We start from the raw sequence: 18,243 nt of genomic DNA, 5'->3' as shown, positions 1-18,243 counted from the left end.
GTCCGTCATCCCACGGTCACCGAGCCCGCGGTGAATCCCGCGACGAACCGCTTGAGCAGCAGGTTGAAGACCACCGCGACGGGCACCGCGACCAACACGACGGCGCCCTGCAGGGACTGCCAGTAGAAGAGGTCGCCCCGGATCAGCTCGGTGGGGATTCCGGTGGAGACGACCTTCCGGGCGGTGGGGGAGACGAACGCGATCGCGTACAGGTACTCGCTCGCGCACAGGACGAAGCTGAGCACCACGACCGCGACCAGCCCGGGCACGGCCAGCGGCAACGCGACCCGCCGGAAGGCGGCGAACCGGGTGCAGCCGTCGACCAGCGCCTGCTCCTCGACCTGCGGCGGGATCGCGCTGAAGAAGCCCATCATCAGCCAGACCGACACCGGGACGGTCAGCGTCGGGTAGACCAGCACCAGGGCCCAGTCCGAGTCCTGGAGGCCGACGGTGGCGACGAGCCGGGACAGCGGCAGGAACAGCACGCTCGGCGGCACGAGGTAGCACAGGAAGATCGCCATGCCGAGCCTGCCGGCCCACGGCCGCCGCAGCCGCGCCAACGCGTAACCGGCGGGCGTGGCGAGCAGGAGGGTGGCCGCGACCACCGCCGCGCCGATCCACAGCGTGTTCCACGCGAACGTCGGGAAGGCCGTGTGCCGCCACAGGTACACGAGATGGTCGGCGGTCGGCGGGGCGTTGAACCACAAGGGGCTGTGCGCCGGGTCGTACAGGTCGCGGTTGAGCTTGACGGCGGTGATCATGCTCCACAGGAACGGCCCCGCACCCAGCAACGCGACCGTGTAGGCCGCCGCGTGCACGGCGACAACGCCCAGCCGTTGCCGCCGCCGCACCCGCTCGGCGCGCCGCGCGGGGATCATCGGGTCACCATCCGGCGTACCAGGCCGAGGATCGTCAGCGTCGCGGCCAGCAGTACGGGCAGCAGGAACAGGGCCACCGCAGCGCCCTGGCCGACGTCGCCGCCGTCGATGCCCCTGCGGAACGCCAGCGTGGCGAGCACCTCGGTGGAGTGAGTCGGGCCGCCGTTGGTCAGGACCCGCACCACCGCCATGTCGCTGAACGTGAAGACCGCGCAGAACAGCGCCGCGATCGCGACGATCGGAGCGGTCAGCGGTACCGTCATGAAGCGGGTCCGCAGCCAGCGGCCGGCGCCGTCGACGCGCGCCGCCTCGTAGATGTTGCGGGGAATCGCCACGAGCCCGGCCATGATGATGACGGCGGTGAGCGGGGTGAGCCGCCACGCCTGCACCGCCACGACCGAGGCCATGGCCGTCGAGGGCCGGCCGAGCCAGTTGACGCTTTCTCCCGCGCCGAGCAGGCCGAGCTGCCGGCCGGCCCAGTCCAGCGGCGAGTAGACCGAATCGAGCATCCACAGCCACGCGACCGCCGACACGGTGACCGGCGTGACCCACGGCAGCAGCACGCACAGCCGCACCAGCCAGCGCCCGTACACCCGGGCCAGCATCAGCCGTGCCACCACGTTCCCGCCGACGACCGCCAGCAGGGTGGTCGCCGCGGTGATGACGCACGTGTTGAGCAGCGCCCGCCAGAACACGGGGTCGGCCAGCACGACCTCGATGCCGGCCAGGCCGGCCCAGTCGAAGGTGGGGTCGGCGACGGTCACGTCCGACACGGCGTACGCGACGGCCAGGACGACCGGCCCGAGGATCAGGGCGGCGATGTAGCCGACGGTCGGCACGACGAACAGCGGTGCCAGAGCACCGTCGCGATCACGGGTGCGCCGCCGCCGCGGAGGGAATCCGTGCAGTCCCATCAGGCCACCAGCCCGCGGGTCCGCCACTTGGCGTAGATGGACCGGACCTGCGCCGCGGCGTCGGCGACCGCGACCGCGGCGCTGACCTCGCCGCGCGCCGCGCGGGCGAACATGTCGGGGATGACGAAGCTGCTGGTGACCTCGCCGATGGCGGCGTTGGCCGTGCCGGGGTGGCCGAGGTCGGCGCTCCACCGGGCGGCGTCGGCGAGCAGCGCGAGCTTGCCGGGCGGGTCGGCGCGGAACGGGTCGCGCCGCAGCCAGGTCGCGAGCTCTGGGGTACGGCCCGGCCAGGCGCACAGGTCGTACAGCGTCGACGCGTAGGTGGCGGCGGCGAAGTTCGCGGTGTAGTGCAACAGGAACTCCTGTCCCGCGGCGGCCCCGGTGGCGTACTTCGGGATGACCCAGTTGTGCACCAGGTGATGCGCGGCCAGGGCGCCCGCCGGGCCGGCCAGCGCCGGCGCGAAGTCGACGTCCGCCGCGACCGCGGGGGTGGAGCGCTGCGCGGTGCGCCAGGCGGAGATCGAGTTGCTGATGTACGACAACCGCCCGGCGACCAGCCCCTGGTTGTTGGAGCTGGGGATCCACGAGAAGACCTCGTCGGTCATGGTCTGGCGGTACAGCCGGGTCATGAACTCCACCGCCGCGACGGTCTCCGGCACGTCGAGCGTGACCCGGCCCTCGCCGTCCTGGACGGACGATCCGAACGACCACAGCAGGGAACGGCCGACCATGTTCGAATCGAGCTCCTGCGACATGCCGAGCCCGAGCTGGACGCCGGTCGCGCGGCGGATCTCGGCCCCGCCGCGCAGCAGTTCGTCCCAGCTCGACGGGCCGCCGGGCAGGCCGATGCTCGACCACATCGAGCGCCGGTAGTTCCCGGGATCCGGAACCCAGCCCGGCGCATAGGCGAAGTACCGGTTCGTCACCGGGTTGAAGCTCGACCGCCGGCACAGTTCCAGCTGCGGACCCCACCGCTGGTTGGCCTCCCGGACGAGATCGGTCAGGTCCAGCACCGCCGGTTCGAACTGCGGCAGCGGCGCCACGTACTGGATGAGGTCGTGCCCGCGACCGGCGTAGATCTCGGCCGCCACCCGGGTCGTGATCTGGCCCAGATCGACATGGTCGACGGTGACGTCGACGCCGACCCGGCCGGCCCACCGGCGGACGAATTCGTCGAACCAGCGGTCGTACGTCGGCACGAAATGGCTCCAGGCGAGGATCCGCAGCGTTCCGGTCAGCTTGGCCGTCGGCGGCGTGAACTGCTCCGCCGGCCCGCCCGCGAGCACACCGGCGCCGAAGGCGTCGTCGTCTTCATGAGCGCAGCCGGCGGCCAGCGCCATGCCGGCGACCGCCGCGCCGCCGACGAACCGGCGCCGGCTCAGCCGCGTGGACAGCAGGTTGGTTGAGGTCACACCCTTCTGTTGCCGCGGCGGCCGAATCGTTTACCGGCCGGGGCTGACGCCCGCCACGGTCAGGCCGAGCAGCCGATCCGCTTCGCCGGCGGGGTCCGGGTGGTTCTCCGTGGCCAGGGCGATGCCGGTGATCAGGGTGAGCAGATCGGTGACGGTCACGCCCGGTGCCAGCGCACCATCGCTCGCGGCGCGGCGCACCAGCGGTTCGCCCGCTTCGGTGAGCTGCGCCGTGGCGCAGTTCTCCTGCATGGCACCGGGGTCGGCCGCGCTGTCGAGGGTCAGTGCGATGGCCAGCCCTCGGATGGTTGCGGCGTACGCGGTGACCTCGCTCAGCCACTCCAGCAGCGCGGCCCGGGAGTCGGCCGCGCCGGCCCGGTCGCGGGCGTGAGCGCACAGGGTCTCGACCCGTTCGCGGAAGACCGCCTCGAGCAGTGCGCGGCGGTTGGGAAAGTGCCGGCGCACGGTGGCCGATCCGACGCCCGCGGTGCGGGCGATCTGCTCCAGGGAGGCGTCGGCGCCGTGCGCGGCGATCGCCTCCTCGGCCACAGCGAGCAGGCGCGCGAAGTTACGGCGGGCGTCCGCGCGCTGGCCGGTCATGGCGTCACCTCAAGGTTTGCTAAATGGCGGGGTCCGCCGTATCTTATCGGAACAGAAACGGCGGGCCCCGCCGTTTAGTGCTTGCGCACCACAGGAGGAGCCTCGTGTCCACCAATTCCGCACCCGTCCTGGTCGTCGGCGCGACCGGGCGACAGGGTGGCGCCACCGCCCGGGCCCTGCTCGCGACCGGCGTTCCCGTCCGAGCGCTGGTCCGTGATCCCGCAACCGACCGGGCCAGGGCACTCGAGGCGCTCGGTGCCGAACTGGTCACCGGCGATCTGCGCGACCGTGACTCCGTGTTCAGGGCCACCGAAGGAGCCCGGGCCGTCTTCTCGGTGCAGATGCCCGAGCTGAAGGGAGATGCCTTCGACTTCGGAAGCGAGCTGACCCAGGGCGTCAACCTGATCGAAGGCGCGCTGGCCGCGAAAGTGCCGCAGTTCGTGCACTCGTCCGTCTCCGGCGCCGGCCGGCACACCGAGGTCCCCGGCTGGGCCGAGGGCCGCTGGGCGTCCATGGAGCCGGTCTACGCCGCCAAGGTCGGGATCCAGGACCGTTTGCGCGAGGCGGGCTTCACGCACTGGACGCTCATCAAGCCCGGCTTCTTCATGGAGAACTTCCTGCCCGCCACGGCATACCTGTTCCCCCGCGGTGTCGAGGGCGGCCTGGTGACCGTGCTGAAGCCCGAGACCCGGCTCTCCCTCGTCGCGGTCGCCGACATCGGCACGGCGGCCGCCGCTGCCATCGCCGCGCCGCAGCGGTTCGACCGCGTCGAGCTGGAGCTGGCAAGCGACTACCTGACGATGACGGACATCGCCGGCGTTCTCTCCCGCGCTCTGGGCACCGAGCTGACCGCGCCCGACCTGACCGAGGAGCAGGCGCTCGCCGCAGGCATGCCGGAGTGGGCGACCGCCCCGCACGACCTCCTGGAAGTGGCCGGGCAACCCGCCCGCCCGGAATACGCGCGGGAACTCGGCATCCCGCTCACGACCTTCGAGGAATGGGCGTACGAACGCCTACGTTCTGACGGGTCGTGAGTGGTTGCTACGCACCCTGGTGCGGCCTGCGGGGGAGGGGCAGCTGGACGGTCGCCGTGCAGCCCGCGTCCGGGCTGGAGCGCAGCGACAGGGTGCCGCCGGCGTCGGCCACGGCCTGTGCGATCAGGGTCAGGCCGACGTGGCCGGGTTGCGGCCCGCGGCGGGGATCGAACCCGGCGCCGTTGTCGTCGACCGTGAGCCGCAGCGTGTCGCCGACGTCGAGGACGACGCTGACGCGGGCGGGCCGGCCGTGCCGCACGGCGTTGCGGACCAGTTCCCGGGCGCTGCGGGCGACAAGGAGCGCGTGGTCGTCGTTGAGATCGGCGCCGGGATCGTGGTGCGCGACGCGGACGTCGAGCGCGATCGGTTCCGGTACCGCCGGGCGAAGCAACGCGGGCAGCCGGGCGGCGAGGTCCGCGGCCGGGATCGGCTCGGGGACGACGTCGTCGGTCAGGGTCCGCAGCTGCCGGATGCTGTCGCGGACGAGGTCGTGCGCGAGCGTGCGGGAGTCCGCCGGTGGCACGCCCGGCAGCGTCATCGTGTCCAGCGACATCACGACACTGGCGGCGGAGAGAGCCTGGATGGGGCCGTCGTGCAGGCGCTGGGCGAGCTCACGCCGCTCGCGGTCCGACGCCGTGACGGCCAGTGTGGCGAGGACCGCGTAGCGCTCGGCGGTGCGGCGCGTGCGCCGGCTCGCGGCGACGGTGAGCGGGAGCGTGGCGAGTCCGATGCCCAGTGCCCCGGCGACGAGCAGCGGGAGCTGGTCGGTCATCGCCTGGAGCGCGGCGGCGTCACCACCGACCGGCACGTAGAGCTCCAGGCTCAGGACGTTGCGTGCCTCGTCGCGGAAGTCGAGGAAGACCTCCAGCAACTGGTCCTGGCGGGTTGTTTCGTAGCGGTGCTCCACGTCGTCGGGCACGTTGAAGGTGCGTTGCCCCGCCGACCCGATCGATCGCAGCGGTCCGCTGTCCGTGCCCCGTGACGTTCCCTCGATGCGCGCCTCGTCCGACACCAGGATCCTGGCCCGGTCGCCCTCGACGATCCAGAGCTTGACGCGGTACACGGTCCCGGACCGCAGGAACGGTTGCAGCCGGTCCAGGACGTCCGCACGGTCGTACCCGCCAGGTGCGCCGAAGTCGTGCGCAGCGAGGCTCGTGATCGCCGCGTCGGCGATGGCGGCGGAAACCTGGAGCGCGGTGCGCGCCGCCTGCTGGTTCGAGGTGCGCCACGCGGTGGTCGCCGCGCCGGCCGCGGTGACGACCGTCACGAGACCGGCGAGCAGCACGTGGCACAGCAGCGCCCGCCGTAGCGTCGGCGGGCGGGGTGGCCGCCTCACCGGAAGCGGTCCGCGCGGACGATCAGGCCGAGCCGGTCGGCGGCGGCCACGGCGTCGAGCTGGGAGTGCGCCCCGAGCTTGGACAGGATCGCCTTGACGTAGTCGCGCACGGTGTGCACCGACAGGTCCAGTTCGCCGGCGATCTGCCCGGCGTGCGCGCCCGTGGCCAGCAGGGTCAGCACTTCCCGTTCGCGCGGGCTCAGGCGCGGGACCGGGACAGGTGCCCCGCCGGCCGTCTCGTCCGGCGGTTCGGTGCCGCGGATGACGTCGAGGACGCTGCGCAGCGCATCGTCCTTCGCCAGCAACGCGTCGGCCCCGGCGTCGCGGGCCTGTTCGGCGAGGCCGGGCCGAGGATGGCCGGTCAGCACGATCAGCTGTGCGTCCGGGCGCAGGGCACGCAGCTCGTGCACGACGTCCAGGCCGGTGCCGTCCGGCAGTTGCAGATCCACGATGGCCACGTCGAAGCCGCGATGCGCCGCGGTCGCCAGCGCGTCCCGCGCCGAGTGCGCCACGGCCACGCAGCGGAGGTCGGGCTGCGCGTCCAGCGCGAAGCTGAGCACGTCGGTGAACACCCGGTGATCGTCGATCACCAGCACGGCCCGGGAACGCCTGCCGGCCCGGGCCGTTTGTGTGAGCGATGCCGACCGTGTCATCGGCGTTCTCAACGGCTCGTCATCGCAGACAGGTTCCTTCGGCAGTACGCCCCCCAATTTTGGGGGATTGGCGAAATATGCGGCAGTGCAAAAGCTAGGTTAGGCAATCCTAACACGCCCTACCTGGACCTCCGACCGAAGGAAGCCCCCCGTGTTGATCCCCGCAACGACCGCTCGTCGTCGCCTGCTCGCGATGCTCACGGTGCCGGTCGTCGCCATCCTCCTCACCGCCTGCGGCGGCGGATCCGGCGCGACGCCGGAAGCGGCGGCGTCGGGCGGCTCCACCGCCGCGCTCGACCCCAACGTGACCCTCGTGCTCTATAATGCGCAGCACGATACCCTGACCAAGGAATGGGTCGCCGCGTTCACCGCCAAGACCGGCGTCAAGGTCGAGATCCGCCAGGGCAGTGACCTGACGATGGCCAACCAGCTCGTCGCCGAGGGCTCCGCGTCGCCGGCCGACGTCTTCCTGACCGAGAACTCCCCGGCCATGTCCCTGGTCGAGAACGCGGGACTGTTCGCGCCGATCGCCCCGGCGACGCTCGCGCAGGTGCCGGCCGAATACGTGCCGTCCACCCGGAACTGGATCGGCATCGCGGCACGCTCGACCGTCCTCGCGTACAACCCCACCATGGTCACCGAGTCGGACCTGCCCAAGTCGATCATGGACCTGCAGGACCCGACGTGGAAGAACCGCTACGGCGCCGCGCCCAAGGGCGCCGACTTCCAGGCGATCGTCAGCGCGATGCTCGAACTCAAGGGTGAGGCGGCCACCAGCGCCTGGCTGGCCGCGCTGAAGAACAACGGGCAGGCGTTCAGCGGCAACAGCGCCGCGATGAAGGCCGTCAACGCGGGCACGGTCGCCAGCGCCGTCATCTACCACTACTACTGGTACGCCGACCAGGCCAAGACCAAGGAGAACAGCAAGAACGTCAAGCTGCACTTCTTCGGCAACCAGGACCCCGGCGCGTTCGTCAGCGTCTCCGGCGGCGGCGTGCTCAAGTCGAGCAAGCACCCCAACGAGGCGCAGGCGCTGGTCAACTTCATCACCGGCAAGGAGGGCCAGACCATCCTCGCCAACGGCACCGCCTTCGAGTACTCGGTGGGCGAGGGCGTCGCCTCGAACCCGGCCCTCAAACCGCTGTCGGAGCTCGGCGCGCCCGCTGTCGACGAGTCCAAGCTCAACAGCCAGAAGGTCACCCAGCTGATGACAACGGCCGGACTCCTCTGAGTCACATGCCGCAGACCGAACCGGCGGCAGGCGCGGCGGTACGGCGACTCCGGTCGCTCCCACCGCTGCGCCTGCTGGCGCTGTGTGTTCCGGTCACGGCGTTCGCCGCCGTACCGCTGGTGTTCATCACGTTCTACTCCTACGAGGTGGGCTGGGACGGCATCCGGCCGCTCGTGTTCCGGCCGCTCATCGCCGAACTGCTGGGCAACACCCTCGCGCTGTGCGGCACCGCCACCGGATGCTGCCTGGTGCTCGGCACCGCCCTGGCCTGGATCGTGGAACGCACGTCGCTGCCGTGGCGCGGGATGTGGCTCGCGCTGCTGACCGCTCCGCTGGCCATCCCGGCATTCATCAACAGCTATGCATGGATCACGGTGCGGCCCGGCCTGGACGGGCTGGCCGCGTCCACCATCGTCACCACCCTGTCGTACTACCCGTTCGTGCTGCTGCCGGTGGCGGCGACGCTCCGCGGCCTGGACCCTGCCCTGGAGGAGTCGGCCCGGGCGCTGGGATCCGGCCCGGTGCGGGTCTTCGCCCGCGTGGTGCTGCCGCAGCTGCGGACGGCCATGGCGGGCGGTGCCCTGCTCGTCGCCCTGCATCTGCTCGCCGAGTTCGGCGCCATCGAGCAGTTGCGCTACCCCACGTTCACCACCGCGATCATCGCCCAGTACGAGTCGACGTTCGCGTCCGCGGCGGCCAACATGCTGGCCGCGGTCCTCGTGCTGTGCTGTCTCGCGTTCGTCACCCTCGAAGTGCTGGTCCGCGGACGGGCCCGGACCGCCCGCCTCGGCGCCGGTGCCGCCCGTCCGGCGGTGCCGGCCCGCCTGGGGTGGCTCACCGGACCCGTCATCGTTCTGCTGCTGGCCCTGCTCGGGCTGGCGATCGGCGTCCCGGCGTACAGTGTGATCCACTGGCTCACCTACAGCACCGCCGGCGCATGGGACCTGGCCGCGCTCCTGCCGGTGCTGGGAACCACGGCGAAGCTCGGCGCGCTCGCCGCCGTGGCCGCCGTCGCGATCGGATTCCCCATGGCGTGGCTCGCCGTGCGGTACCGCAGCATCGTGAGCACCGTCATGGAACGCAGCACCTACCTGGCCAGCTCCGTGCCCGGTGTCGTCGTCGGCCTGTCGCTGGTCACCGCATCGATCCGGTACGCCCGCCCGCTCTACCAGACCACCACGCTGGCCGTCGCCGCCTACGTGATGCTGTTCCTGCCCCGCGCCATGGTGAACCTGCGGGCGGCGATCGGCCAGGCGCCACCGACGCTCGACGAGGCGTCGCGCGCGCTCGGCCGGTCCGCCCTGGCAACCTTCCGCCGGGTGACCGTTCCGCTCGCCGCACCGGGCATGCTGTCCGCGGCCGCTCTCGTGTTCCTCGCCGTGACCACCGAGCTGACGGCGACCCTGTTGCTCGCGCCCACCGGAACCCACACGCTGGCCACGGAGTTCTGGGCCGCCACCGCCGAGATCGACTACCCGCGGGCCGCACCCTACGCGGTCTGCATGATCGCGCTGTCGTTGCCGGCGGCGTACCTCCTGTTGCGTCAGTCCACCCGGGGAGCCAGACCATGACCGCGCTGTCGGTGCGGGACCTGCACAAGAGCTACGGCCGGGCGCGGGTCCTCGACGGGGTGAGCCTGGACGTCGCCGAGGGCACGACCACGGCGATCCTCGGCGCCTCCGGCTGCGGCAAGACGACGCTGCTGCGGCTGATCGCCGGGTTCGACCGGGCCGACGGCGGCACGATCGCCCTCGCCGGCCGGGTGGTTTCAGCGGTACCTCCGGAGAAGCGCAGCATCGGCTATGTCGCCCAGGAGGGTGCGTTGTTCCCGCACCTGACCGTCCAGGCGAACATCGCGTTCGGCCTGTCCCGGGCCGCCGGGACCAGGGCGGAGCGCAGGCATCGCGTCGCCGAGCTCCTCGATCTCGTCCGTCTCGACGCGTCCCTGGCCCGGCGCCATCCGCACGAGCTGTCCGGCGGGCAGCAGCAGCGGGTCGCGCTCGCCCGGGCACTGGCCCGCCGCCCGGCGCTCGTGCTCCTCGACGAGCCGTTCTCGTCGCTGGACACCGCCCTGCGGTCGGCCACGCGCACCGCCGTCGCCGAGGCCCTGCGCGCCGAGCGGGTGACCACGCTGCTCGTCACCCACGACCAGGCGGAGGCGCTGTCGCTGTCCGACGAGGTCGCCGTGCTGACCCGCGGCAGGTTCACGCAGGTCGCACCCGCCCGCGAGATCTACGCCGCCCCGGTCGACCTCGACACCGCACGGCTGCTCGGCCCCGGCACCACGTTGCCGGGGAAGGCCGACGCCGGCGCGGTGTCGTGCACGCTCGGCACGCTCCGTGTCGCGCAGCCGTGCCCGGACGGCGACGCCACCGTGTTCGTCCGGCCCGAACAGCTCCGCGTGACACCTGCCGCCGGCGGCAACGCCGTCGTCCGCGCCAGCGGATTCCTCGGCGCTGACACCGTCCTCACCGTGGAGTTGCCCGACGGCACCCTGCTGGACGCCCGCGCCGACGCCACGGTGGCGTACACCACCGGCGAACGGGTCACGGTCGACGTGGTCGGCGCCGTGAACGCCTACGCCGCCCGCACCTGAGCCACGGCGGCCGCCGATGTCGTCTGTCAGGACCGCTGCGGCGGACACGGGCCGGCCGTGACCGGGTGTCGGACACCCCGGTCACGGCCACCGGCCGCCCCCGCCTGATCACACACCCCCGCGGACCAGGCGCTTCAATCCCGCATACCAACGCACTGGCAACGACGGCCGGCACCGCGCTGACTGCCCACAGCGGGCGACATGAAACCGCATGAGCTGTCCCATCTGCCGGTGGACGGCAACCCGCCGCCCCGGCCCCGGGCGTCCGCCGCTGTGAACAGGCCCTGGAAGGAGCAGGCGTCGGGTGAGGTTGTGCCGGCGTGCACGAGGAAGTGGGCGATACCGGCCGTCGAGCCGGGCGCCGAGGGCGTGGATCGTGTCGGCGCACGCGGTGGGCGATGGTTTACGTCTGCGCCGACTTGGTAGAGAAAGTCGGCGGTGGCTACCCGGACGCCATGACGAGGGGAGTGCGGATGTTGAAGGGCTTCAAGAACTTCCTGATGCAAGGCGACCTGATCGTTGTCGCAGTGGGCCTGGTCGTCGCCCTGGCGTTCAGTACCTTGATCAAGGCCTTCACCGACAGCATCATCACGCCCCTGGTCAACGCGATGGCGGGCGGGGGAACGACCGGGAAGGGCATCGGCTGGACGCTGAACGGCCAGCGGATCGACCTCGGCGCCTTCATCGGCGCGTTCATCTACTTCGTCGTCTTCGTGGCCGTGATCTACTTTCTGATCGTGGTGCCCTACCGGTCCTACATGCGCAAGCGCGGCAAGACCGTCTTCGGTGACCCACCACCGACCAAGACCTGCCCGAGCTGCAAGCTGAACGACCTGCCCGTGGATGCCACCCGGTGTCCGCACTGCACCACCGACCTCGCCGCCGCCTGACCCGCACCACCGCGTCGCCCACCGACGTCCGCCCGGCTTGTCACGCATCGATCTTGCAGTGTCCCGGCACCACAGCTGCAAGATCGAAAATGGTGGGCACCGCGCTAGTGAACGCCGGGTTCGAGAGACTGGCTGGTGAGACCCCGGGAGCGCAGCTGCCGGTCGACGGCCGGGCTGACCGCGGACAACCCGAACCGGCAGCGCAACTGATCGGCGGCGCGGCGTGCGGCCATCAGGAAGCTGATCCCGCCGACGCCGACCGCCGTGACCATGCTCAGATCCAGCAGGAGTTCGCTCGGCATCGTCTCCAGCGCCGTGGCCAGCGCCTGGTGAAACGTCGCAGCCGTGTCCTGGTCGAGCTCACCTCGCAGCTGGAGCAGGACCTGCCCGGCTGCGTGCCGATACACCTCGAACGAGAGCGCCATGCCGCCAGCGTCCCACAGAATCCCTATGATCGTCACTATCTGTCGATCAACTGATGACGATCTGAATGTGTGGGACGCGTCGCAGCGCCACGGGTCAGCCGTTACCGATGTCCGGCAAGCTGCGGCATTGCTGTTCGCCGGTGGATGGCCATGACGTGCCGCGGCCGGTGGCCGAGGCTGGATGGACAGCGGCGTTCCGACGGGCATCCGGCTCCTGCCCACGGCCTGCCGTCATTGCCGGTGACCGGCAATGACCGCACGACCAGCTTGCAGGCGGTCACCCTGTCATGGCGGCCCGGCGTCGGACGAGCATGGGTTGACACGGGGCCGCGGTGGCCGCACAGCGCAACTGCCGCCCCTGTGCGGCGGTTGCCACAGCGGGACCGGGCGGGAAGGAACAGCATGTCATTCGAATCCCAGCAGCAGCGCGTGCCGGCGTTTGTCGCCGGCTCGCCGCGCAGCGTCGCGGTCGTCGGCGCCGGCATGGTCGGCCTCTCGACCGCGTGGTTTCTGCAAGAGGCCGGCGTGCACGTGACGGTGTACGAGCGGCAGCACGTCGGGGCGGGTGCCTCGTGGGGCAACGCCGGGTGGCTGACGCCGGGCCTGACCGCGCCGCTGCCCGAGCCCGCGGTGCTGCGGTACGGGCTGCGCGCGGTGCTGAGCCCACGGTCACCGGTGTACCTCCCCTTGCGTGCCGATCCCGGCCTGCTGCGCTTCATCTCCTCGTTCGTGGCGCACAGCACCGCGCGGCGATGGCGGCGCGGCATGGCCGCCTACGTCCCGCTGAACGAGCGGGCCTTGGAGGCGTTCGACGTGCTGGCCGCCGGTGGCGTGACCGCACCGACGTCCCGGCCGGACACGTTCCTGGCCTGCTTCGCCCGCAAACGCGACGCCTGGGGCCTGCTCGCCGAACTGCATCAGATCCGCGAGGCCGGTCAGGACGTCCGCTTCCACGCTGTCGAGGGGTGGCGGACCCGGGCACTGGAGCCGGCACTGACCGATCGGGTGGGTGCCGCGATCAGGATCTACGGGCAGCGCTACCTGGACCCGCCGCAGTTCGTGCGCGCTCTGGCAGATGCGGTACGGGCACGCGGTGGGGACATCGTGGAAGGCGCCGACGTGACCGAGCTGCGGCCCCGGCCGGATGGCGTCCTGCTGGGTCACGGCGCCGGGGACAAGCGGCAGCACGACGCGGTGGTCGTCGCCACCGGTGCGCTGCTCGGCCAACTGGCCGCACGGTTCGGGGTGCGGCGGCCGGTGCAGGCCGGTCGTGGCTACAGCTTCAGCGTGCCGGCCGAGCAACTGCCCGCTGGCCCGCTGTACTTCGCCAAGCAACGGGTGGCCTGCACACCGCTGGGTGGCCGATTGCGCGTTGCGGGAATGATGGAGTTCCGCCGGCCGGACGACCCCCTCGACCCGAGGCGCGTCACCGCCATCGTCGACGCGGTCCGCCCGTTCCTGGCCGGCGTGAACCTTGACGACCGGCTCGAGGAATGGGTCGGCTCCCGGCCGTGCACACCCGACGGACTGCCGCTGGTCGGGGTGACCGCCTGTCCCCGGGTGTTCGTCGCCGGTGGCCATGGCATGTGGGGCATCACACTCGGCCCGATCACCGGGCAGCTGATGGCCCAGGCCGTGCTCAAGGGCGAGGCGCCGCGCGACCTGGCGCCGTTCGACCCGCTGCGCTAGCGATGCACCGGGTCACGTCATCGCCGGCAGCGGATTGGCGGGCCAGTTCAGGGCCGTCGCGCCGCGGACGGCCGCGTGCAGGGTGAACCGGTGGTCGGCGTCGGCCGGGTCGTACCCGGTCAGGGTCTTGATCCGCGCCAGCCGGTAGGTGACGGTCCGCACCGAGACCCCGAGCTGCTTGGCGGTCTCGGTGGCGACCTCGCCGGTGGCGAAGTACGCCCGCAGGGTGTCCAGGAGCGGTCCAGCGCCGCCCCGAGCGGCGGTCAGCGGCCCGAGCACGGCGCCGACCAGGTCGACGATGGCCGGCTGGTCGCGCAGCAGCACCCGGTAGACCAGCAGGTCGTGGGCCGCGGTCACCGGGACGTCCAGGCGCAGCCGTTTCACCATGGCGAGTGCTTCGCGGGCCTCCTCGTAGGAGCGGGCGATGCCGTACAGGCCAGGATGGGCACGGCCGACCGTCACCTGCCAGCGGCGGCCGTACCGGGGCCGGCTCAGCTCGGCGTGCACGAGGTGCCCGAGGTCGTGGCGGCCGCCGTTCGCGGCGGGGCCGGCCGAGGCGAGGTCGGCGGGAGCGACCACCACCAGCAGGCCGTCCTTCGTGGCGACCAGGACGTCCCGGTCGCCGAGCCGGTCGAAGATGACCGCCTCCAGCGCGTTGATCGCTGCCTGCGTGTCAGGCAGCCGCCGGCCGGGAGCGGCCAGGGCGACCTGGTGCCCGCGGGCCAGGTCGACACCGAACGGCTCGGCCCGCTGCACCAGTGCACCGGGATCGGAGTCACCGCGCAGCAGGTCGTCGACCAGTTCGCGGCGCAGCGCCTCCTCCTGGCGCACGAGGTCCCGCCGGGCCTGGGCATAACCTTCGGCGAGGGTGGCCACCGCCTCGTCGACGACCTGCAGCACCGCCGCGGCGGCGGCCCGGACCGCCTCACTGTCGTCGGAGCGCACCACGGCGGGCAGGTCCTGCCACAGCCGTCGCGCCGCGGACAGGTACAGCTGTACCGCCCGGCCGGCCGAGACGCCTTGCCTCGCCGCGCTGCGGCCCAGCTCACCGACCGCGTCGAGGTCGGTGCGGCGGGGCCGCCGGCCGGTGGACGCCGCCTCGGCCAGCAGCGGCAGATAGTTTCCGAGCAGTTCCGCCGGTGCGCCCGCGTCCTGGCTGGCCGCCTGCCCAACCGCGTGCAGCCACCCTCCGGGGTCCGCTGCCGAGGCCCTGCGGCGCCGCATCTCACCGCTTCTCACGCTGGACAGCTCCGTTCCACTGATCACTCCGTTGTGCGGACGCTCCAGCGCGGGACCTCCGGGCGCCCGACTGCCTGGCTGCGGGTTGCCGGGCACCGGCATGCGAGGGCATGTCCTGCCACGGTACGACCACCCAGGCACAGGGCACCGGCCACTGCCGGTGCTGTCCGTGCCGGTCGCTGTTGCCGTCCGTCGGCAATCACCATACGACCAGGTTGCCGGTCGCCGCCGATGCGCCCCACCGGGCGTCGGCGGACGCTGGAGATTCACGGATCGACTGGACGAAGGGAGGGCAGTGACGATGACGACCGGTGTGACGCCGGGCGGGCAAGACACCGTTGACGTCGTGTCACCGCCGCCTCCCGTCCGGGCCATGCCCCTGGAACGGCTCCGACGCCATCCGAAAGCTGGCGGACCGGTCTCCGGCCCGCCCGTCCGGTGCCCGCAGGACAGGCGCGGTCCGGGACCGGCCGCCTGCCGTCCGACTCGGACATACGTGCGTTGACCGGGCCGCATCCTGTGCAGCCGCCGCATCCCGTTTCGTGCGTCCGTCAGCGCGGGCGTGCACCCCCTGCGGATGACGTTCGTCCAGTCGAGAGGAGACACCGTGATCAACGACGTGATCAGCCCCGCTCTTGCGTCGCGGCCTGCCGCGCCCGCACAACGGCTCGACCCGGCCGGCACCGCTGCTGTGCAGCCGACAGCGATCGGCGTCGACATCGGCAGCGCCTACACGCGGATCTGGGTATCCGGGCGGCCCTTGGTGCACACCCGCACCGGCGGCAGTCCCGTCGAGCGCGAAGTGGTGCGACACGGCCGGATCACCGACCCGGCTGCCGCCTCCGCGATGCTGGCCGGCCTCTGCGGCAGGCACAACCCGGCCCTGCCGGCCGGCGCGATCGTCGTGGCCTGCCGGCCCGCCCAGGCCGACACGCGCGACGAGCAAGCGCTACGTCAGACACTCATGGCCGCCCTGACGCCGAAGCGGCTGTTGCTCATCGACACCGTCCGGGCCGCCGCCATCGGCGCGGGCGCCGCAGCCGGCCCGCAGCTGGTCATCGACATCGGTGCCCAGTTGGTGGAAGCCGCCGTGCTCGCCAGAGGCGTCGTCGCCGGTGTGCTCCGCCACGAGCTCAGGATCGGCGACGTGACAGGACCGGACGCCGACGACACGGTCGTCGCAGTGGTCGTCGACCTTCTCGGCCGATTGCGCCGCGTGCCGCAGCACCGGCCGGCCGTCGCAGCGGCGACACGCGGTGGACTGCTGCTCGTCGGGGGCGGCGCCGCCCGGCCGCGGCTGGCCGCCCGGCTGACCGCCGCCGTGGACCTGCCGGTTCGCCGGCCCGCAGCACCGCACCTCGTTGCCGTCCGCGGGGCCGGTCTGGCCGCCCTGGCCGCCCTGCGCCGTGCCGCAATGCACGCCTGATCCGTACGTCGAATCGCGAGACGGCCAGACCTGTCGCCGTCTCGCCGCAAACCCAACGGAGAACCGATGAGCATCAACACGGACGCGGACACCGGCAAGCTGCAGCAGTTGTTGCTGACCCAGCTGGAGCGGCACACCGCAGAGCTCACCACCCTCACCACCGCCGGCGCGGACCCGCAGGGCGCCGGTGAGGACCCGCACACCATCGCCGAGCGCGTCGCCGTCGCTCGCCGTGCCATCGCCGACACCAACGCCGCGCTCACCCGGCTCGCCGAAGGCGCGTACGGCCGTTGTGAGCGGTGCGCCGGCGCCATTCCCGTAGCCCGGCTGGAGATTTTTCCCCACGCTCGGCTCTGCGTTCCCTGCCAGTCGCGCAGCCGCTAGCGCGGCGTCCACCAACGTTCGTGGACACCGCACTCGCAGATAGATGATCGACCGTCATCACGGTCCACGATAAGGACGCCACCTGTGTACACCGTCAGCAGGCACGACGAACTCGCTGTGCTGCGCATGATGCTCGAAGACCACTACGACCGGCATCGCACCCAACTCACCGTGCTGCGGCAGCAGGAAGCGCTTCTCGGATCCGAAGATGCGCATGCCACCGCGGCCGCGACGCTCACCGCCACCACCCGTCGGGCGCTCGGCGACATCGCGCGTGCGCTGGAACGTCTGCGGCACGACAACTACGGCGTTTGTGACGGCTGTGGCCAGGACATCGCGATCGACGACCTTGCCCGGCGACCGGCCACCCGGCATTGCCCCCGATGCGGCCCGGCGGAACCGCAGGACACCGGTCGTTCCGGCCGATGACCCGGCGCTGTCGGCGGGGATCGCGCCTATGACGGGCGTTCACCGTCCGGGTGGTTGTCGGGCGGAACGACCAGGACCGGGCGGTGTGCGCGGTGCAGGGTCGCCTTGGCGACGGTGCCGAGGAGGATTTCCTGCGCCGCGGAGCGTCCTCGGGAGCCGACAACCACGGCTGCCGCGCCGAGTGTCCGGGCGTGGGCGGTGAGGGCGTCCGCGACGCGCCGTGCCCGGCTGGTGCGGGTGTTGCGCGGCAACGCCTCCGCTGCCGGGTCGATGTCGGCGTCTGCCTGCGGTGCCGGCACGGTGCTGGCCGTCCCGTCGCGGCCGACGACAGCGGCAACCAGTTCCCGGCCGGGGAACAGGTCGCGGGCGCGTCGCCAGGCCAGTGCGGCGCCCGCTGAGCCGTCCCATGCCACCATTGCCGGCCCGTTGGCGAGTGCGACGTACTCGTCGGTCAGCAGCGGGTGCGGCACCACCAGGACGGGCCGGGAGCTGTAGTGGACCAGCATGTCCGACACGCTGCCGAGCAGCGCGCGACCCCCGCGCAGTCCCCGGGAGCCGACGAGCACGACGTCGACGTCGGTCTCCTCCGCGATCTGTGCGAGCTGCAGTCCCTCGCCACCGTACGAGCGCCGGGTGATCTGCTCGGCCTCCCAGCCCGCGGCTCGGGCCAGTGTGATGCCCACGTCGGCGAGACGATGCGCCTCCCGATCGCCTTCGCGTTCGACCGCTTCGGTGAACGCATCGACGTCGCGGGATCCGGTCCACAGCCGCCTGCGTAGCTCGGGGCTGGTGAACGGGGGTGCCCACAGGTGGGCCACGACGGCGTGCGCGCCCGGCAGCAGCAATGACCCGGCGTCGAGAGCTGTGCTCGCCGCGGGGGAACCGTCATACCCGACCAGCACGCGGATGGTCCTCGGGCGCATCACGATCACTCCTCCGGTGGGGTCGTGTCACCGCTGTCGACCCGGACGAACTCGTGGGTGCCGCAGCCGTGGTGCGTGGCCCTCCTCCAAGGGCTGAGGTCCGGCACGCGTTCCGACGCTCGCGATGCCGGCGGCACGAATCAGGAGCTGCTCTCGCCGTACCCACTGCGGACGACGAGCCTGACCG

Annotated in this window: 18 protein-coding genes; 9 read left to right on the top strand and 9 right to left on the bottom strand. The window is 72.0% G+C overall.

All coding sequences use genetic code 11. From position 1 onward, the window contains the following. Window positions 1-5 precede the first annotated feature (5 nt). Genes Dfulv_RS31570 through Dfulv_RS31555 form a run of 4 tightly spaced genes read right to left on the bottom strand, consistent with a single transcriptional unit; the run spans window position 6 to window position 3,801 of the window. Entirely contained in the window at window positions 6-878 is an 873-nt protein-coding gene (locus tag Dfulv_RS31570) for a carbohydrate ABC transporter permease (RefSeq protein ID WP_259857445.1), read from the bottom strand. Then, window positions 875-1,792 (bottom strand): carbohydrate ABC transporter permease, encoded by a 918-nt coding sequence (locus Dfulv_RS31565; RefSeq protein WP_259857444.1) that lies wholly within the window; start codon window positions 1,790-1,792, stop codon window positions 875-877. The genes Dfulv_RS31570 and Dfulv_RS31565 overlap by 4 nt, the downstream gene beginning before the upstream one ends. After that, entirely contained in the window at window positions 1,792-3,204 is a 1,413-nt protein-coding gene (locus tag Dfulv_RS31560) for an ABC transporter substrate-binding protein (RefSeq protein ID WP_259857443.1), read from the bottom strand. Before Dfulv_RS31560 ends, Dfulv_RS31565 begins: the two co-directional genes overlap by 1 nt. 30 nt (window positions 3,205-3,234) lie before the next feature. Further along, the gene (locus Dfulv_RS31555; RefSeq protein ID WP_259857442.1) at window positions 3,235-3,801 is read right to left on the bottom strand and encodes a TetR/AcrR family transcriptional regulator; all 567 of its coding nucleotides are present in this window, start codon (window positions 3,799-3,801) and stop codon (window positions 3,235-3,237) included. A 104-nt stretch (window positions 3,802-3,905) separates the two neighbouring features. Between Dfulv_RS31555 and Dfulv_RS31550 the strand changes: the two genes are divergently transcribed. After that, entirely contained in the window at window positions 3,906-4,835 is a 930-nt protein-coding gene (locus Dfulv_RS31550; protein WP_259857441.1) for an NmrA family NAD(P)-binding protein, read from the top strand. Between the two features lie 7 nt (window positions 4,836-4,842). On the opposite strand, the gene Dfulv_RS31545 is transcribed toward Dfulv_RS31550, so the two are convergent. Continuing rightward, a complete protein-coding gene (locus Dfulv_RS31545) occupies window positions 4,843-6,171 on the bottom strand; it encodes a sensor histidine kinase (RefSeq protein WP_259857440.1) in 1,329 nt (442 codons plus the stop codon). Next, entirely contained in the window at window positions 6,168-6,824 is a 657-nt protein-coding gene (locus tag Dfulv_RS31540; protein WP_259857439.1) for a response regulator transcription factor, read from the bottom strand. Before Dfulv_RS31540 ends, Dfulv_RS31545 begins: the two co-directional genes overlap by 4 nt. Before the next feature lie 151 nt (window positions 6,825-6,975). Here Dfulv_RS31540 and Dfulv_RS31535 point away from each other — a divergent pair, with 151 nt between their 5' ends. The 4 genes from Dfulv_RS31535 (at window position 6,976) to Dfulv_RS31520 (ending at window position 11,541) form a co-directional block, all read left to right on the top strand. Continuing rightward, on the top strand, window positions 6,976-8,055 hold the full coding sequence (locus Dfulv_RS31535) for an iron ABC transporter substrate-binding protein (protein WP_259857438.1): 1,080 nt from the start codon (window positions 6,976-6,978) through the stop codon (window positions 8,053-8,055). Between the two features lie 5 nt (window positions 8,056-8,060). Further along, window positions 8,061-9,626: an ABC transporter permease gene (locus tag Dfulv_RS31530; protein WP_259857437.1), complete on the top strand. Its 1,566-nt coding sequence runs from the start codon at window positions 8,061-8,063 to the stop codon at window positions 9,624-9,626. Next, window positions 9,623-10,651, top strand: a complete 1,029-nt coding sequence (locus tag Dfulv_RS31525) for an ABC transporter ATP-binding protein (RefSeq protein ID WP_259857436.1) — start codon at window positions 9,623-9,625, stop codon at window positions 10,649-10,651. Before Dfulv_RS31530 ends, Dfulv_RS31525 begins: the two co-directional genes overlap by 4 nt. Before the next feature lie 320 nt (window positions 10,652-10,971). Then, window positions 10,972-11,541, top strand: coding sequence for an MscL family protein (locus tag Dfulv_RS31520; protein WP_259857435.1), 570 nt, complete (start codon window positions 10,972-10,974; stop codon window positions 11,539-11,541). Window positions 11,542-11,645: 104 nt separating this feature from the next. Here the strand turns inward: Dfulv_RS31520 and Dfulv_RS31515 are convergent, their stop codons facing one another. Further along, window positions 11,646-11,966, bottom strand: a complete 321-nt coding sequence (locus Dfulv_RS31515; RefSeq protein WP_259857434.1) for an STAS domain-containing protein — start codon at window positions 11,964-11,966, stop codon at window positions 11,646-11,648. Window positions 11,967-12,368: 402 nt separating this feature from the next. Between Dfulv_RS31515 and Dfulv_RS31510 the strand changes: the two genes are divergently transcribed. Continuing rightward, window positions 12,369-13,655 carry an NAD(P)/FAD-dependent oxidoreductase gene (locus Dfulv_RS31510; RefSeq protein ID WP_259857433.1) on the top strand — a complete coding sequence of 429 codons (1,287 nt, stop codon included), beginning with the start codon at window positions 12,369-12,371 and terminating at the stop codon, window positions 13,653-13,655. 12 nt (window positions 13,656-13,667) lie between these two features. On the opposite strand, the gene Dfulv_RS31505 is transcribed toward Dfulv_RS31510, so the two are convergent. Continuing rightward, window positions 13,668-14,894, bottom strand: coding sequence for a PucR family transcriptional regulator (locus tag Dfulv_RS31505; protein WP_259857432.1), 1,227 nt, complete (start codon window positions 14,892-14,894; stop codon window positions 13,668-13,670). Between the two features lie 607 nt (window positions 14,895-15,501). Here Dfulv_RS31505 and Dfulv_RS31500 point away from each other — a divergent pair. The 3 genes from Dfulv_RS31500 to Dfulv_RS31490 all read left to right on the top strand — a co-directional run bounded on the left by Dfulv_RS31500 (window position 15,502) and on the right by Dfulv_RS31490 (window position 17,133). After that, window positions 15,502-16,320 carry a rod shape-determining protein gene (locus Dfulv_RS31500; RefSeq protein ID WP_259857431.1) on the top strand — a complete coding sequence of 273 codons (819 nt, stop codon included), beginning with the start codon at window positions 15,502-15,504 and terminating at the stop codon, window positions 16,318-16,320. Between the two features lie 66 nt (window positions 16,321-16,386). After that, a complete protein-coding gene (locus Dfulv_RS48625; protein WP_319805704.1) occupies window positions 16,387-16,704 on the top strand; it encodes a TraR/DksA family transcriptional regulator in 318 nt (105 codons plus the stop codon). A gap of 84 nt (window positions 16,705-16,788) precedes the next feature. After that, window positions 16,789-17,133 carry a TraR/DksA C4-type zinc finger protein gene (locus Dfulv_RS31490; protein WP_259857430.1) on the top strand — a complete coding sequence of 115 codons (345 nt, stop codon included), beginning with the start codon at window positions 16,789-16,791 and terminating at the stop codon, window positions 17,131-17,133. 26 nt (window positions 17,134-17,159) lie between these two features. On the opposite strand, the gene Dfulv_RS31485 is transcribed toward Dfulv_RS31490, so the two are convergent. Continuing rightward, complete coding sequence (locus Dfulv_RS31485; protein WP_259868470.1) at window positions 17,160-18,056, bottom strand: universal stress protein; 897 nt, start codon at window positions 18,054-18,056, stop codon at window positions 17,160-17,162. Between the last annotated feature and the right edge of the window lie 187 nt (window positions 18,057-18,243).

Source organism: Dactylosporangium fulvum, assembly GCF_025137375.1.
Lineage (GTDB): Bacteria > Actinomycetota > Actinomycetes > Mycobacteriales > Micromonosporaceae > Dactylosporangium > Dactylosporangium fulvum.
Note: the sequence above shows the minus strand (reverse complement) of the source record. Positions and strands in the feature narration are given on the sequence as shown.